The sequence below is a fragment of the Novosphingobium resinovorum genome, assembly GCF_001742225.1.
In the GTDB taxonomy this organism is placed as follows: Bacteria; Pseudomonadota; Alphaproteobacteria; order Sphingomonadales; family Sphingomonadaceae; genus Novosphingobium; species Novosphingobium resinovorum_A.
Genome location: NZ_CP017075.1, coordinates 1,443,849 through 1,459,418 on the forward strand (window position 1 = coordinate 1,443,849; position 15,570 = coordinate 1,459,418).

Sequence of the window (15,570 nt, forward strand, 5' to 3'; positions counted from 1 at the left end):
GATGAGGGAAGTTTCCAATGCATACAGGGATCGCACATAACCGCTGGCTCGGAGCCAGCGCTCTTGCACTCACACTGGCCGCAGCCACACCTGCGCTGGCGCAGGAAGCGTCCGCGCCGAACCCCGAGATCGCCGAGGCGCCCGCTGGCGACATCGTCGTCACCGGCTCGCGCATCGCCCGCGACGGCTCCAGCGCACCCACTCCGGTCACCGTGCTCGGCGCCGACTATATGAACCAGCGCGGCCAATCGAACGTCGCCGATGCGCTCAACGAACTGCCTTCGTTCCGCCCGGCGCAGACGCCGCAGGGATCGTCGAACCGCTCGCAGATCGCGGGCTCCAACTTCGTCGATCTGCGCGGCCTGGGCAGTTCACGCACGTTGCTGCTGGTCGATGGCAAGCGCTTCGTGCCGTCCGCCGGCACCGGCCAGGTCGATCTCAACAATATTCCCTCGATCCTGATCGATCGCACGGAAGTGGTGACCGGCGGCGCTTCGGCCAGCTACGGGTCGGATGCCGTGGCCGGCGTGGTCAACCTGATCCTGAAGAAGGACTTCACGGGGATCCAGGGCGATATCCAGTACGGTCAGTCGCAGAAGAACGACGCCAACGAATACCGCGCCGCGCTGCTCGTCGGCGGCTCGCTGCTCGACGATCGCCTGCACATCATGGCCGCCGGCGAATACTACGACAACGAAGGTGCGGGCGACCAGTTCACCCGCGACTGGGGCCGCCGCCAGCCCGGCCTCGTCGTAAACCCGACTCCGGGCAACGGCACGCCGACCCGCGTGATCACCAACAACGTCCACGATTCGCGCCAGACCGACGGCGGCCTGATCACTTCGGGCCTGACCTGGGGCTCGCTCACCGGCACCAGCGATTCGCGCCTCGTGCAGTTCGCCGCCGACGGCACGCCCACGCCTTTCACCGTTGGCCAACTGGCCGGCAGCCAGCTGATGATCGGGGGCGACGGCGCCAGCTACTTCTACCGTGGCTTCGACCTGCTGCCGAAGATGGAGCGCAAGATCGGCTACGGCCGGGTGGCCTTCGACGCCACCGATTCACTACGCCTGTTCGCCGACGTGTCCTATTCGGACAGCCAGGTGAACGGCCAGAGCGCCAACGCCTACAACTACGGCAACCTGAAGATCGCGGTCGACAACGCCTTCCTGCCTCAGGCGGTCCGCGATGCGATGGTGGCGAACAACCTGTCGTCGGTCAGCTTCGGGCGCTGGAGCGGCGATATCGGTCAGGTCACGACCGAACTATCCACCCGCACTTTCCGCACCGTCCTGGGTGCCGAAGGCAAGATCGGCTCCGACTGGACCTATGAAGCCTCGTACGAATACGGCGAGACCAAGTACGAATCGCAAATCCACGGCCTGCGCCAGTCCGCCCTGTTCAGCCAGGCGCTCGATTCGGTGATCGACCCGGCGACCGGCAAGGCCGTATGCCGCATTGCGCTGACCAACCCGGGCACGTCCTGCCTGGCGTTCAACCCGTTCGGCGTCGGCAATTTCAATCCGGCCTCGACCGACTACTTCACCGGCACCGCCTGGCTGCGCCAGAAGACCGTGCAGAACGCCGCCGCCTTCAACATCCAGGGCAAGGTTCTGGAACTGCCCGCCGGGCCGCTCCAGGTGGCGCTGGGTGCCGAGTACCGCAAGGAGCAGGTGAACGCCGATTCCGATACGGCGTCCCAGGCCTCGCTGTGGGACTATGCCAACCCCAAGCCGCTGCACGGATCGTACAACGCCAAGGAATTCTACGGCGAAGTCAACGTGCCGCTGATCAAGGACTGGGCTTTCGCCCAGCGCCTCGATGTGACCGGCGCCGTGCGTTACACCGACTACAGCACCTCGGGCAGCGTCGCGACGTGGAAGGCGGGCCTCGATTGGGCCGTGAACGACTTCCTGCGCCTTCGCGCCACGCGCTCGCGTGATATCCGCGCGCCCAACATCACCGAACTGTTCAGCACCTCGGTGTTCGGCCAGAACACGCTGCGCGATCCCAAGACCGGCGGCAGCTACTTCATGCCCACGATCACGTCGGGCAACACAGCGCTCAAGCCGGAGAAGGCCGATACGCTGACCGCCGGCATCGTCCTGACGCCGGGCACGCACCTGCGCCTTGCGGTCGATTACTTCGACATCAAGATCAACGATGCGATCTCGACGCTGGCTTTCCAGTCGATCCTCGATCGCTGCCAGACGGGCGAAACCGTGCTGTGCAGCCAGATCGTGCGCAATAGCAGCGACGTGGTGACCTCGGTGACGAACAAGTACATCAACGTCGCCAGCCTGAAGAACCGGGGCGTGGATGTCGAGTTCAGCTACCGCCAGCCGCTGGACGAGATTTCCTCGCTGCCCGGCACCATTAGCCTGCGCGCCTTCGCGACCTACACGATCAAGTCGACCACCAGCGACGGCCGCGTCACCACTCGCCTCGACGGGCAGGTGGTGAACACCGTCGCCAGCGTGCCGAGCTGGATCGTCAACACCAACCTGGGTTACGATGTCGGTCGCTTCGGGATGCAGTTGCAGGGCCGCTTCATCAGCGCCAGCAAGTACGACAACACCTATGTCGAAGGCGTCGATATCAACGACAATTCCGTGCCGAGCCGGCTCTACGTGAACCTCTCGGCACAGTACAAGCTGCTGGACAGCGACCTGGGCAACGTGGAAATCTTCGCGGTGATCAACAACCTGCTGGACAAGGACCCGCCGCTGGTTCCCGTCTACGGCGTGGGCGCTACCAACTTCGCATATTACGATGCGATCGGCCGCGCCGGCAAGGTGGGCGTCCGCTTCAAGTTCTAAGCTCCCAGCCGCGAGGGTCCGGTCGGCCATGACCGGCCGGACCCTCGCTTCCATGACCCCAGACGCCTTTAATCGGTGACAGTTTTACGAGATGGAACGAGCCACACCCATGGATATGCCCGCCCCAGCGTCCACTTTGGCGGGGGATGGCGACGCCGCCCTGTTCGCCAAGGTCGCGCGCCGCCTGCTGCCGTTTCTGTTCGTCTGCTACCTGATCGCCCAGGTGGACCGCATGAACGTCGGCTTCGCCAAGCTCACCATGCTCAAGGACCTGGGGTTCAGCGAGCTGGTCTACGGCATCGGCGCGGGCACGTTCTTCATCGGCTACGTGCTGTTCGAAGTGCCCAGCAACATCGCGCTGAGAAAATTCGGCGCGCCGATGTGGCTGGGGCGGATCATGATCACCTGGGGCCTGCTGTCGATCGCGATGCTGTTCGTGCGCACGCCCGCCAGCTTCTACATCTTGCGCTTCCTGATCGGCGTGGCCGAGGCCGGGTTCTTCCCGGGTGTGATCTTCTATCTCACCTTGTGGTTCCCGGCCGCGCGGCGCACCCGCATGACGGCGATCTTCATGACCGCGATCGCGGTGGCGGGCGTCGTCGTCGGACCGGTCTCCGGCCTGATCCTGGAGACGCTGCATGATTTCGGCGGACTGCCCGGCTGGCAATGGCTGTTCATCATCGAAGGTACGCCGGCAGTGCTGCTGGGCATCGCCTGCATGAAGCGCCTCGACGCCGGACCTGCCAGCGCGCTGTGGCTCACCCCCGCAGAGCGCGACCGCCTGGCCGCCATCGTCGCGCAGGATGGCCCCGCAGCTGGCCCCGCAACTGGCCATGCCCCGCTGTCCTCGGTCATGACCAACGGCCGGGTCCTCGCGCTCAGCCTCGTCTACGGCTGCTACGGCACTTCGTTCTTCGGCTTCGTGTTCTGGCTGCCCACCATCATCCAGAGCGCCGGCATCGCCAGCCCGCTGATGATCGGCGTGCTCAGCACCATCCCCTGGCTGGTCGGGGCGGCCACCATGCTCACCCTCGCTTCGCGGGTGTCGAGCTTGCGCAACGTCGGCCCGCTGTTGATCGCATTGGCGCTGGTCTCGGCTTTCGGCTGGGCCGTGAGCCCGGCGGCGCTCGTCAGCATGCCGCTGGCGATGCTGTGCTGCTCGCTGGCGATGGCGGGTACGATGGGTTCGCTGCCGGTGTTCTGGAACCTGCCGACGGCGATGTTCACCGGCACCGCTGCCGCCGCCGCTATCGCGCTGATTTCGGCGCTGGGCAACATTCCCGGCTTCCTTTCGCCCTATCTCGTCGGCTGGATCAAGACTGCCACCGGCGCCTTCGATATCCCGATGTACGTCTTCGCCGCGACCATGCTGCTCGCCGCGATAGTTCTTTCGTTCCTGACGCGAGCACCCGCCCATGACTGACACCACCGCCCTTTCCACCACCACCACCACCGACGTCGTCGAGCGCCTGCTCGCCGCACTTGGCCCCGACATCGTCACGCTCGCACAAGAAGCAGACGGGCGCCGCTTCGCCGACTGGAGCGGTATTCCCTCGGGCGATGTCCTCGCCCTGATCCGCCCCCGCTCGACCGAAGAACTCTCGCAGGCCATGGCGATCTGCCACGCCGCCGGGCAGCCGGTGACCGTGCAGGGCGGACTTACGGGCCTTGCCGGCGGTGCCAGCGCGCTCGATGGCGAGATCGCCGTCAGCCTGGAGCGCATGAAGGCGATCGAGGAGGTCGATGCGGTCTCGGCGACGATGACCGTCCAGGCAGGCTGCGTGCTGCAGAGCGTTCAGGAAGCCGCGCTGGCGGCGGGCTACTTCTTCCCGCTCGACCTCGGCGCGCGGGGAAGCTGCACCATCGGCGGCGTGCTGGCGACCAATGCGGGCGGCAACCGCGTGATCAAGTACGGCATGACCCGCGACCTCGTGCTCGGCGTCGAGGCGGTGCTCGCCGATGGCCGCGTGATCAGCGGCCTGCACAAGATGCTCAAGAACAACAGCGGCTACGATCTCAAGAACCTGCTGATCGGCAGCGAGGGCACGCTGGGTATCATCACCCGCGTAGTCCTGCGTCTGCGTCCTCGCCCGTTGGGGGTTTCAACCGCGTGGTGCGGACTGGACGACTTCAAGGCCGTCACCACGCTGCTGCGGCGTGCGCAGTCCGAACTCGCCGGCGGGGTATCGGCGTTCGAGGTGATGTGGCCGAGCTACTACGACTATGTGCTGGGCAACTTCCCCGAACTGCGCCGTCCTTTGGCGGGGAGCCACGGCTTCTATGTCCTGCTGGAAACGGACGGCGCCGATCCAGAGGCGCAGGGCGAGCAGTTCGAGGCCTTCCTCGCCCGCATGTTCGAAGAGGAAGTGCTGGAGGACGCGGCGGTCGCGATGTCAGAACGCGCCGCGCTGGATTTCTGGGCGGTGCGCGATGCGCCGGGTGAATTCCCGCGCCTCATTCCCAACATGATCGCCTTCGACATCAGCTTCGCGGTCAGCGACCTGGCCGAAGCTGCGAGCCGCATCACCCAAGGCCTGGAGGCGCGCCATCCCGGCTCGCTGGCGCTGGTCTACGGCCACCTCGGTGACGGGAACATCCACCTCATCGCCGACGTGCCGGGTGCGACGGCGGAGACGGTCGAAGCCGTCGAGGCCTTCGTCTACGGCGTCGTCTCCGACTTGGGAGGCTCGGTTTCAGCGGAGCACGGCATCGGCCTCAAGAAGCGCAAGGTGCTCTCGCGCACGCGCACGCCCGACGAACTGGCGACGATGAGCGCGATCAAGCAGGCGCTCGATCCTCGCGGCATCCTCGGGCGTGGGCGCATCCTGGGATGAGCGCGACTATCCCTCCCTTCCGCGATCGGCTCGACTGGAGCGCGGTGCCCGGCCAGGTGGTCGACGGCGCAATCCGCTACATGCTGATCCGGCCCGACGCGCTCATGGGTGCAATCATGCGCCTGTCGCCCGGTGCGCAGGCCGAGATGCTGGCGGCGCTCCACGCCTCCGTGCTGGACTTCGGCGGGCGATCGGCCGGCACCTACAACAAGACCGCCAGCCGCCCGCTGGTCGAGGTGGTGGCTCAGACCGCGCCGGACCTGGGCTGGGGCCTTTGGACCATAGCCCACGAAGCGGACGCCATCCGCGTCACCGTCGAGGACAGCCCCTTCGCGGCCCCCTTGACCGGCGCGGCGCAGCCTGTGTGCACGGCGATGACCGGGATGCTCTCGGCCGTCGGCACGATCATGAGCGGCTCGCCCGTCACCGCCACCGAAACCCGGTGCGCCGCGCAGCACGGCGGCACCACCTGCCACTTCGCCATTCCAATGGAGCATAATGCATGAATCCGATGCTCGGCCCCAACCGCCTCAAGCTCGGCACCTTTGCCAGCAACGCCGACGGCGGCTTGTCCCTGACCACCGTGCCCGAACGCTGGACCGCCGCCTGGGACGACTGCCTCGCCGCGGCACGGACCGCCGACGAGGCAGGCCTCGACTTTCTGCTGCCGATCGCCCGCTGGCAGGGTTTCGGCGGTGCCACCCGTGCGCGCGAATGGTCGTTCGAGACGCTGACCTGGGCCTCGGCGCTTGCGGCTGCGACCAGCCGCATCGCGCTGTTCAGCACCGTGCACGTGCCGCTCGTCCACCCGCTGTTCGCGGCCAAGGCGCTGGCCACGATCGACCACGTCTCGCACGGGCGCGCCGGTCTCAACATCGTGTGCGGCTGGAATCCGAGCGAGTTCGGCATGTTTGGCATGACGCTGGACGACGACGGCTATGCCCGCGCCGCCGAATGGCTGGATGTGATCGAGAAGCTCTACGCCGCCGATGGTCCCATCGACTTCGACGGCCGCTTCTACAAGCTGAAGCAGGCGATCACTCGCCCCGTCGCCCTGCAACGGCCGCGCCCGGTGACGATGAACGCCGCCTTCAGCCCGCCGGGCCGCGACTTCGCCGCCAATGCCTGCGACCAGCTGTTCACGACCTTCACCACGATCGAGGAAGGCAAGCGCCACATCGCCGACATCGCCACGCGCGCCGCCGCTGCCGGGCGCGAGGTCGGCGTGAGCACCGTTTGCCACGTGGTGTGCCGCCCCACCGACGCTGAGGCCGAGGCCTATTACGAGGACTATGCCCTCACCAACGCCGACCACGATGCGGTCGAGCAGCATATGAGTTCAAAGCAGAAATTCTCCGGCTCGCACGATGACGAAAGCTATCGTCTCTACCGCCAGCGTTTCGCCGGCGGGGCCGGCAGTTTCCCGCTGGTAGGCTCGCCTGGGACGATCGCACGGCAGATGGCCGAGATATCGCAGGCCGGCTTCTCAGCCATCGCGCTGTCGTTCGTGAACTACCGCGAGGAGTTGCCTTACTTCTGCGAGAACGTCCTGCCGCTGCTGGTCGAGATGGGCTTGCGCGAGGATGTCCTGGCCGTGGAAGCGGCCTGATGCGCAAGCAAGCCTTGATCGGTGGCGTGGCCCTGGTCGCCGCGATGATGGCAACGGCAATTGGCGCCGCGCCGGCACCGGCCTCGGCTCCTGACCCGAAGATGCGCAGCGCCGAAGCGGTGGCGGGCAAAGACCTCCGCGCACTTTACGAAGTGCTCTGCCCCGTCGATGTCGTCCACCCGCCGGCGGAGAACGTGGCCGATCGGGCGAGCTGGTACTCGCCCCCGGCAAAGGCGTTCGACGATCTCTATTACGTCGGTCAGCAGGGCGTTTCCGCATGGGCGCTCAAGACCGACGAGGGCCTCATCCTGATCGACGCTCTGTTCGATTACTCGGTCGGTCCCGAGATCGTCGATGGGCTCAAGGCGCTCGGCCTCGATCCGGCGACGATCCGCTATGTCGTCGTCACTCATGGCCATGGTGATCACTACGGCGGCGCGCGCTACCTGCAGGACACTTACGGCGCGCGGGTTGTGGCGAGCCGCAAGGACTGGGACGTGATCGCGCAGACCACCCGCTGGACCGATCCCAAACCTCGCCGCGACATCGTTGTCGATGGGGCGATGGACCTGGCCCTGGGCAGGACGGTAATCAGTCTGATCGAAACGCCCGGCCACACGCCCGGCACGCTGTCGCTGCTGTTCCCCGTCCACGACGGGGCTGAGCGCCATGTCGCCGCGCTGTGGGGCGGCACCGCGTTCAATACCCGGACGCGCGAGCAGTACGCGGGCATGGCCGCCTCGGCCGAGCGGTTCGCGGGGCTTGCGCGCCAGCGGGGCGCGGACGTCTGGCTGTCCAACCATCCGGTGTTCGACGATACGTTCGCGAAGATCGCCGCGGAGCGGAAAGGGGCGACCTCTCCCTTCGTGACGGGCCAGGCGACGGTGCAACGGGCCTTGAAAGTGGCCGCGCAGTGCAGCCGGGTCGCCCTTGCACGCGACTACCCATAGACCTCGAACCGGGTGGGCCATGGCCTGCCGGACGGGCCGCAAGAACAGAAACGGAGCTTCCATGACTTATACGAGAACTCTCCTTCGCGCGGCCGTCGTAGCCGCAGGCGCCACCTTGCTGCCGAGCGCAGCATCGGCGCAAAGCGCCCCGCCGCCGCAGTTCGCCATGTGCAAGGTCTGCCACAAGACCACCGACAAGGCTCCTTCCGCCATCGGCCCGACCCTTTGGCGCGTTGGCGGCCGCAAGGCCGGGACGCTGCCGGGCTATGCCTACTCGCCGGCGATGAAGCAGTCGGACCTGGTGTGGGATCGCAAGACGCTGATGGCCTTCCTCGCCAAGCCGCGCACCGTCGTGCCGGGGACCAAGATGGCCTATGCCGGGACCTCCGACCCCAAGGCGGCCGCCGCGCTTGCGGACTACCTGCTGGGGCTCAAGTGACCGTGCGCCGGATCGCCACCCTGCTGGTCGGCCATGCTACCCTAGCAGCCATGCCGGCGCTCGCCGCTCCCGATAAGGACGGGGTCGAGATGCGCGAGATATCGCCGGGTCTCACCTTGCCGTTCCGCGCGCTCGCGCCCGGATTGCCGCCGGTGCCGGACTACGGCAAAGCCAAGGCACCGCCGCTGCCGGTCGCCATTCCCGAGGGCTTCACGCCAATTTTCAACGGCCGTGACCTCGCCGGATGGCACGTCAGCAAGACATCCCGCCACGGCACCGCGCCCGTCTTCGAGGTGCGTCAGGGCGTCCTCATGGGCATGCAGAGCGCCCCGGGCCAGGGCGGCCAGTTGGTCACCGATCGCAAGTACCGCAATTTCGAACTCTCCTTCGACTTCAAGCCGGACTGGAGTGCTGACAGCGGCGTATTCTTCCGCACCACCGAAGAAGGTGCAGGCTATCAGGTAACGCTCGACTACGTTTCGAGCGACCGCGCCTACACGGCCGGGCCGGGGTTGAACCTGGGCAGTTTCATCGGTGAAGGCGGCGTCCAGGTGGGTGACGTCCCGGCGACCTCGCCCAAGCTCGATCCCGCGCAGGCGGCGGCGAAACCGCAGCCCGACTATGCGCATCCGCCGATCGAGCCGGTTCCCGACTTCTGGAAGCGGGAGCAATGGAACCACGTCCGCATCCGCGTCGCCGGCGACGTGCCTCATGTCACCGTATGGATCAACGGCACGCAAGTGAGCGACACCACCGACACCGCCAACCATGCGGTCGGCGGCATGGTGGCGGGACCGATCGCGCTGCAGGTCCATGGCGGCTGGCAGCGCTGGCGGCCGGGCGACGTGCTGCGCTGGCGCAACATCGCGATCCGCGAACTGCCCAAGGACGCGAAGTAACATGGACCGTCGGCTGTTCCTCGTCTCGGGCCTGTTCGCCGCCTCGCTTTCGCTGAGCGGTGCGCGGGCGGCATGGGCTGCACCGGCGCCTGCGGCAAGCGCGCTGACGGCGCCGCAGATGCGGTTCCTGTCCGCCTTTTGCGACACCATCATCCCGGCCACGGATACCCCCGGGGCCCTGGCCGCCGGCGTGCCCGCCTTCATCGACCGTATTGCCGTGCGCGCCAGCGACGAAGCGCAGATCGCCGCCTTGCGCACCTCGATCGACGGGCTGGAGCGGGTGCTCGACACGGCTGCGGGCCGGCCCTTCGCGGCGGCCCCCGCGCCCGTGCGGCACACCGTCCTTGCACAAGTGGACGCCGCCTCGATGCTGGGCCGCAAGGATTGCCGCGTGCCCGCCACCAGCGCGGACGATGCCGATGGAGCAACCTACCGGCTGCTCAAGGCTATCACGGTCTGGGGCTTCTATACATCCGAAGCCGGTGGCTCGCAGGATCTGCGCTTCGAACTGGTGCCCGGCGGCTATGCGCCCGATATCGAGCTTGCCGCCGACTGGCGAAACTACTGCAACGAAACGGTGCTTGGCCAATGAGTATCTCGAAGGACTTCGATGCGATCGTGATCGGCTCGGGCATCACCGGTGGCTGGGCGGCCAAGGAGCTGACCCAGCGCGGCCTCAAGGTCGCGATGATCGAGCGCGGCCGCATGGTCGAGCACGGCACCGATTATGCAACCGAAACGCTGGCGCCCTGGGAGTTCGACTACCGCGCCCAGCGCGATCCCGCCGCCACTCATGAGGGCCTCGCCGGCTATGGCATGAGCAACGCCAACCTCAACGGTGCCTCCTCGCTCTACCCGCTGACCGAGGCGCCGGGCTTCTTCGTGGCACCGGAGGATCATCCCTACCAGACGCCGCAGGACGCACCGTTCAACTGGACCCGCGCCTATGTGATGGGTGGCCGCTCGCTGGTTTGGGGCCGCAAGTGCTTCCGCATGAGCGACCTCGACTTCACCGCCAACAAGCTGGACGGCCATGGCACCGACTGGCCGATCCGCTACGCCGACCTTGCACCCTGGTACGACCATGTCGAAAACTTCATCGGCGTCTCGGGCAGCACCGAGGGGATCGCCCATCTGCCCGACGGCCAGTTCCAGCCGCCGATGGCGCTCAACCACGTCGAGCAGAAATTCAAGGAATGGATGGAGGCGCACTATCCCGGTCGCAAGTTCATTCCCAGCCGCCTCGCCAACATGACCGAGGCAAAGCCGGACGAAGGCCGCTCGAACTGCCAGTACCGTAACCTGTGCGCGCGCGGCTGTTCCTTCGGGGCCTATTTCAGCACGCAGAGTTCCACGCTCCCCGCCGCGCAGGCGACCGGGCTGCTGACGGTGCTGACCGACAGCCGCGTCGTGTCGATCGAACACGATCCCGCAACCCGGCGCGCCAGCGGCGTGCGCGTGCGCAATACCGCTACCGGCGCGACCACGACGGTGACCGGGCGCACGATCTTCCTGTGCGCATCGAGCTTCAACAGCACCGCGCTGCTGTTGCAATCCACCAGCGAGGCGTTCCCCACCGGCCTTGGCAATACCAGCGACGTGCTGGGCCGCTACATCATGGACCATGCCTCGGGCGTGCAGGTCGTCGCGCATGTGCCGGGCTATCAGGACCGCAACTACACGGGCTTCCGGCCGACCAACCATTTCATCCCGCGTTTCCGCAACGTCGGAGGCGACACCTCGCCCGCGTTCCTGCGCGGCTACGGCATCCAGCTCGACGCCGCGCGTGCCAACTGGGAAGCGGGGGCTTTCGGCGCGGGCATCGGTGACGACCTCAAGCGCAAGGCCCGCCAGCGCGGCGACTGGCGCCTGCGCTTCAACCTGTTCGCCGAGACTTTGCCCGATGCCGAAAACCGCCTGACGCTGGACCCCGCGGCTCGCGACAAGGACGGTATCGCGCAAATCCGCGTCGCCCTGCGCTTCGGCGCCAACGAGCGCAGGCTGCTGGACGACGCCATCGCGCAAAGCGTCGAGATGGCCGAGGGCTTCGGCGCCACCGTCGTCTCCCGTCCCGGCGAGGGTTATGCGATCAAGGGCGCCATCCACGAGATGGGCGGTGTGCGCATGGGCGGCGATCCGGCCACCTCGATGCTCAACGGCTTCAACCAGATGCACGCGGTCGAAAATGTATTCGTGACCGATGGCTCGGCCATGGCGTCAAGCGCCTGGCAGAACCCTTCGCTCACCTACATGGCGATGACCGCGCGGGCTGCCGCATATGCGGTGGACGAGATCAGGCAAGGGAAAATCTAGCTATTGTTTCAATGTGTTCGGGCGGAATTTTTGCTGTGCAGCTTACGTCCAAGGCCGCCCGAAAGCTTAGGTCTGGTTTCCCCGCCAGCCTTTGGCCAACTTGAAACAGCAAACTCATCACCGACGCCATGCCTTATCAGGTACCGATCCCAGGCTGTGTGAAAACGTCTTCGCCGTCGTGGTCGATGGATATCGTCCGAGGCCGAGTTTGCGCGACATGGTCTTAGCTGGCGATTACTCTTTGGCGACTTGAGGGCGCGAAAGGAATGCTCGGCGGTCTGGCGCCAGATGCGCACAGCGTCCGGATTGGCATGACGGCGCTGCCTCGGCGGGAATCGCGGCCGCAACTTTGCCGCGCACCGGCCGTTGGCATGATAAGCGCAGCAGCGGAGAACCATGCACCGATGATCGTCGTCCACCATCTGGAGAACTCGCGTTCGCAGCGCGTCCTGTGGCTGCTGGAAGAGCTGTCCCTGCCCTACGAGGTCAAGCGCTACGAACGCGATCCGAAAACGATGCTGGCGCCCCCCGAACTGCGCCGCATCCACCCGCTCGGCAAGTCGCCGGTGATCGTCGATCGCGATCATTTCGGCACCGAACGTATCCTGGCCGAAACCGGGGCCATCGTCGAATACCTCACCGGCAAGGCCGACGGGCGGCTGGGCAAGCCTTATGGCGAGGATGCGGCGCTGCTCTATCGCCACTTCCTGCATTATGCCGAAGGATCGCTGATGCCGCCGCTGCTGGTCAATCTGGTACTTGGCCGGATCCCGCTGCTGGGCAAGGCCGCGCAGAAGAAGCTGCAACCGATGATCGACGTCCACCTCGATTTCGTCGAGCATGAACTGGCGTTCCGCCCCTGGTTCGCGGGCAATACGTTCACCGCGGCCGACATCATGATGAGCTTCCCGCTCGAAGCTGCCCGCGATCGCGGCGGTCTCGAGCGCGGACGCCCAGCGACGATCGCCTGGCTCGACAAGGTTCATCAACGACCGGCCTATCAGGCCGCGCTCGAACGTGGCGGCCCTTATCGCTTTGTCTGAAAGCGGCATCCGACGTCAGGAGGCCGATTCCGGAAACGGGCTCCATCACTCGTTCGCCGGGTGGCCCGCGCCAATGGGCTCAAGCCGGAAGGCCTGCAAAGACGGGCGCGTGGATCGCAAGGCCTTGAAACCCGGCGAACGCGGAAACAGCCCCAGCTTGGCGATATAGTCTGCGTAGCGGATGGGTGTCGGCATGGCCGCCGATCTGTTCGGGCGCCGGGCTTTCTCCGCCCGGCACCGTGCCCCCTTCTCGATTGCGCGGAGCACGGCGGACACCGCGCCGGCAAACAGCTAGAACTTGCGACTGATGCCAAGGCCGACGCGCACGTCGGGCGTATCGGCATTTAGGCCCATCGTCGTCTGGAAATCCAGCTGGGTGAGATCGTCCGTGCGCCATGCCAGCGAAAGCGCCGCACTGGTCATCGTCGTGCTGCCTTGCGGGTCGCGGTCGCGGGTGAGTTCCAGTTCCGGCGCGATCCGCAGGTTCTCGGCAATCGTGAACTGGAAGCCCGCTGCCGCCCCATAAGCCAGATGCCGTCCCGATCGGTCCTCGTCGGTAGCCGCCTCGATGCTGGGGGAAAGGGCGAATGCGACCGTATCGCTGAACTTGTAGCTCAGCGGCACGATCAATCCGGCGCTCCAGTCGCCGTCACCCACGCCGTTCGTCGCGGTTGGAAGCGTGGCATAGGCAAGAAGCCCTGCAGCGACGCCGTTCGCCTTTTCCTGCGGATGGCGCAGGTTCTGCTTCAGGCCGATCGTCACGTCGCCGATACCGCTCGAGCGCTCAGAAACGCCGCCACCGTAATCCTTGCGCGCCATCCACGTGAAGGCCGTCCAGCCGACCTGAAGCTCTGTCGTCGCCGCAAGGCCGTAACGCACCTGGGTCTGCGCCAGTCCCAGCGTCGTCTCCCTGCCCTCGCCGTCCGTGTTGCGCTCCCACTCCGCAACGCCGAGTTCGATCTGGAAATGCCCCGGATCGACGGTACAGGCCGCAGTCGTGAGGCCGGGACGTTCGGTGCACAGTTCGCGCAGCCTTGCCGCACCGTCTCCCTGATCCTGGGCCAGCGCCGGACCGGGTAGCACAAGCAGCAATGGCATCAGCAGCCCGGGTTTCCGCATCATTTCCCTATCGTGTCCATTCTTGGCTCGAAGCGAAACAACACGGCGGCCTGCTCGTTCCTCCGACCATGCAGGAAAAAGGGTCAGGGACCATGAAAGGGGCCGTCGTCGGGATGATGATGCTGGTTGCGGGCTGCGACGGGCTGCCGCGTGACCCCGCACACACATCGACCCGCATCGAAGAGACAAGGCGCTTCGATGTCGGGCTGGTATCCGGAACTCCCGAAAGTCCGGACGCAAGGCGGCTCGTTGCCGAAGTGGAACGTCGAGCGCACGCCCGCGCCCGAATACACGAAGCCACGGGGGACCGATTGTTCGGCGATCTGGAAGCAGGCAAGATCGATCTCGTCGTCGGCGCCTTCGCCCGGGACAGTGCCTGGAAAACCGACGTGACGTTCGGCCCGGCCGTGCAAACGCTGCCAGGATCTGCGGCACCGCTGGAACTGAAGGCGGTGATGCGCAACGGCGAAAATCGGTGGATCATGCTGGTCGAGCGCGCCTCGCGCGCGGTCTCGGCGGAAGCGAGGGCGCAATGAGCAACAGCCTCCCCGACGAACTGCGCCCGGCCATGCACGCCGCCATCAGGCTGGAGTACTGGAACCTGTTCTGGACGGCGACCATCATCGCCGTGATGGGGCTGGTCCTCGGCCAGAGCCAGACGATGAAGACCGCGTGGGTGGAGGACACCCTGGGCGTGGTGCCGCCGATCATGTTTCTGATCGCGGCGCACATGGAACTGAACGGCAGGCGATCGCGAAAATTTCCCTTCGGCTTCGAACGGGTCAACGGCCTGGGATTCTTCGTTGCCGCCGTCGCATTGACGGCAGTGGGCCTGCTGCTCCTCTACAATGCCGCTGTCGCGCTGGCGACGCAGGAACACGCCAGCGTCGGATCGATCGTGCTGCTTGGCCACGACTTCTGGCTGGGCTGGCTCATGATCGCGGCGCAGATCTATTCGCTCGTGCCCCCGATGCTCATCGGCCGCAGGGAACTGCCGCTGGCCGAGAAGCTCAACGACAAGCTCCTGCACACCGATGCCCTGATGAACAAGGCGAACTGGCTGACGGGCGCGGCAGGTCTCGGAGGGATCATCGGTCTTGGCCTGGGCTGGTGGTGGGCGGACTCCCTGGCCGCCGCGATCATATCGCTCGACGTCATCAGCGACGGCGTCAAAGCCTTGCGATCTTCCACCGCAGAACTGATCGACGGCGCTCCCCGCGCGCTCTCCAGCCCGAAACTCTCGGGTGACGCGCTCGAACTGGAACAACGCCTTCAGGACGAATTTCCGGAAGCGACCATCCGGCTGCGGGAAACCGGCCGCCTGGTCCGGGCCGAAATCCACGGCGTCCATCCGCCCGGCGAAAAGCGACACCCCCGGCACTACTGGCCTGGAAAGGCCGATCGATCCTGGCGCCTTGCCCAGGTCGGCTTTGTCCCGCCCGCCGAGGAACCGTGAAGAGGTGGGCGGTCAGCCGGGCATGGCTCGGCTGCGCTCGCAAGGGCGTTTCAGGGCGATGGCCGGACGGCAGGCTTCACCAGCAGTTT

Annotated in this window: 15 protein-coding genes; 13 read left to right on the forward strand and 2 right to left on the reverse strand. The window is 66.2% G+C overall.

The features are described 5' to 3' along the window. The first annotated feature begins 17 nt into the window (after positions 1–17). From BES08_RS06640 to BES08_RS06690, 11 genes are all read left to right on the forward strand, one after another. Positions 18–2,819 (forward strand): TonB-dependent receptor, encoded by a 2,802-nt coding sequence (locus BES08_RS06640; RefSeq protein ID WP_008831202.1) that lies wholly within the window; start codon positions 18–20, stop codon positions 2,817–2,819. A gap of 109 nt (positions 2,820–2,928) precedes the next feature. Next, a complete protein-coding gene (locus BES08_RS06645; protein WP_008831203.1) occupies positions 2,929–4,242 on the forward strand; it encodes an MFS transporter in 1,314 nt (437 codons plus the stop codon). Further along, a complete protein-coding gene (locus tag BES08_RS06650) occupies positions 4,235–5,653 on the forward strand; it encodes an FAD-binding oxidoreductase (protein ID WP_081798944.1) in 1,419 nt (472 codons plus the stop codon). The genes BES08_RS06645 and BES08_RS06650 overlap by 8 nt, the downstream gene beginning before the upstream one ends. Next, a complete protein-coding gene (locus BES08_RS06655) occupies positions 5,650–6,159 on the forward strand; it encodes a V4R domain-containing protein (protein ID WP_051586748.1) in 510 nt (169 codons plus the stop codon). Before BES08_RS06650 ends, BES08_RS06655 begins: the two co-directional genes overlap by 4 nt. Continuing rightward, on the forward strand, positions 6,156–7,262 hold the full coding sequence (locus BES08_RS06660; protein WP_069707912.1) for an LLM class flavin-dependent oxidoreductase: 1,107 nt from the start codon (positions 6,156–6,158) through the stop codon (positions 7,260–7,262). Before BES08_RS06655 ends, BES08_RS06660 begins: the two co-directional genes overlap by 4 nt. Beyond that, entirely contained in the window at positions 7,262–8,212 is a 951-nt protein-coding gene (locus tag BES08_RS06665; RefSeq protein WP_008828079.1) for an MBL fold metallo-hydrolase, read from the forward strand. Before BES08_RS06660 ends, BES08_RS06665 begins: the two co-directional genes overlap by 1 nt. 61 nt (positions 8,213–8,273) lie before the next feature. Next, the gene (locus BES08_RS06670; RefSeq protein WP_008828080.1) at positions 8,274–8,651 is read left to right on the forward strand and encodes a c-type cytochrome; all 378 of its coding nucleotides are present in this window, start codon (positions 8,274–8,276) and stop codon (positions 8,649–8,651) included. Continuing rightward, positions 8,648–9,550, forward strand: coding sequence for a 3-keto-disaccharide hydrolase (locus BES08_RS06675; RefSeq protein ID WP_008828081.1), 903 nt, complete (start codon positions 8,648–8,650; stop codon positions 9,548–9,550). The genes BES08_RS06670 and BES08_RS06675 overlap by 4 nt, the downstream gene beginning before the upstream one ends. Position 9,551: 1 nt before the next feature. Next, positions 9,552–10,142: a gluconate 2-dehydrogenase subunit 3 family protein gene (locus tag BES08_RS06680; protein ID WP_008828082.1), complete on the forward strand. Its 591-nt coding sequence runs from the start codon at positions 9,552–9,554 to the stop codon at positions 10,140–10,142. Beyond that, a complete protein-coding gene (locus tag BES08_RS06685; protein WP_008828083.1) occupies positions 10,139–11,863 on the forward strand; it encodes an FAD-dependent oxidoreductase in 1,725 nt (574 codons plus the stop codon). The genes BES08_RS06680 and BES08_RS06685 overlap by 4 nt, the downstream gene beginning before the upstream one ends. Before the next feature lie 404 nt (positions 11,864–12,267). After that, positions 12,268–12,906, forward strand: coding sequence for a glutathione S-transferase family protein (locus BES08_RS06690; protein ID WP_036524842.1), 639 nt, complete (start codon positions 12,268–12,270; stop codon positions 12,904–12,906). A gap of 45 nt (positions 12,907–12,951) precedes the next feature. Here the strand turns inward: BES08_RS06690 and BES08_RS32745 are convergent, their stop codons facing one another. Both BES08_RS32745 and BES08_RS06695 read right to left on the reverse strand, forming a co-directional pair. Then, a complete protein-coding gene (locus BES08_RS32745) occupies positions 12,952–13,101 on the reverse strand; it encodes a hypothetical protein (RefSeq protein WP_008829207.1) in 150 nt (49 codons plus the stop codon). Positions 13,102–13,197: 96 nt separating this feature from the next. Further along, positions 13,198–14,004, reverse strand: coding sequence for a transporter (locus BES08_RS06695; RefSeq protein WP_162177368.1), 807 nt, complete (start codon positions 14,002–14,004; stop codon positions 13,198–13,200). On the opposite strand from BES08_RS06695, the gene BES08_RS06700 reads away from it, so the two are divergent. Together BES08_RS06700 and BES08_RS06705 are read left to right on the forward strand one after the other, a co-directional pair. Beyond that, positions 13,998–14,561: a transporter substrate-binding domain-containing protein gene (locus BES08_RS06700; RefSeq protein WP_231958188.1), complete on the forward strand. Its 564-nt coding sequence runs from the start codon at positions 13,998–14,000 to the stop codon at positions 14,559–14,561. The genes BES08_RS06695 and BES08_RS06700 overlap by 7 nt on opposite strands. After that, on the forward strand, positions 14,558–15,481 hold the full coding sequence (locus BES08_RS06705; protein ID WP_008829204.1) for a cation efflux transmembrane domain-containing protein: 924 nt from the start codon (positions 14,558–14,560) through the stop codon (positions 15,479–15,481). The genes BES08_RS06700 and BES08_RS06705 overlap by 4 nt, the downstream gene beginning before the upstream one ends. The last annotated feature ends 89 nt before the right edge of the window (positions 15,482–15,570 follow it).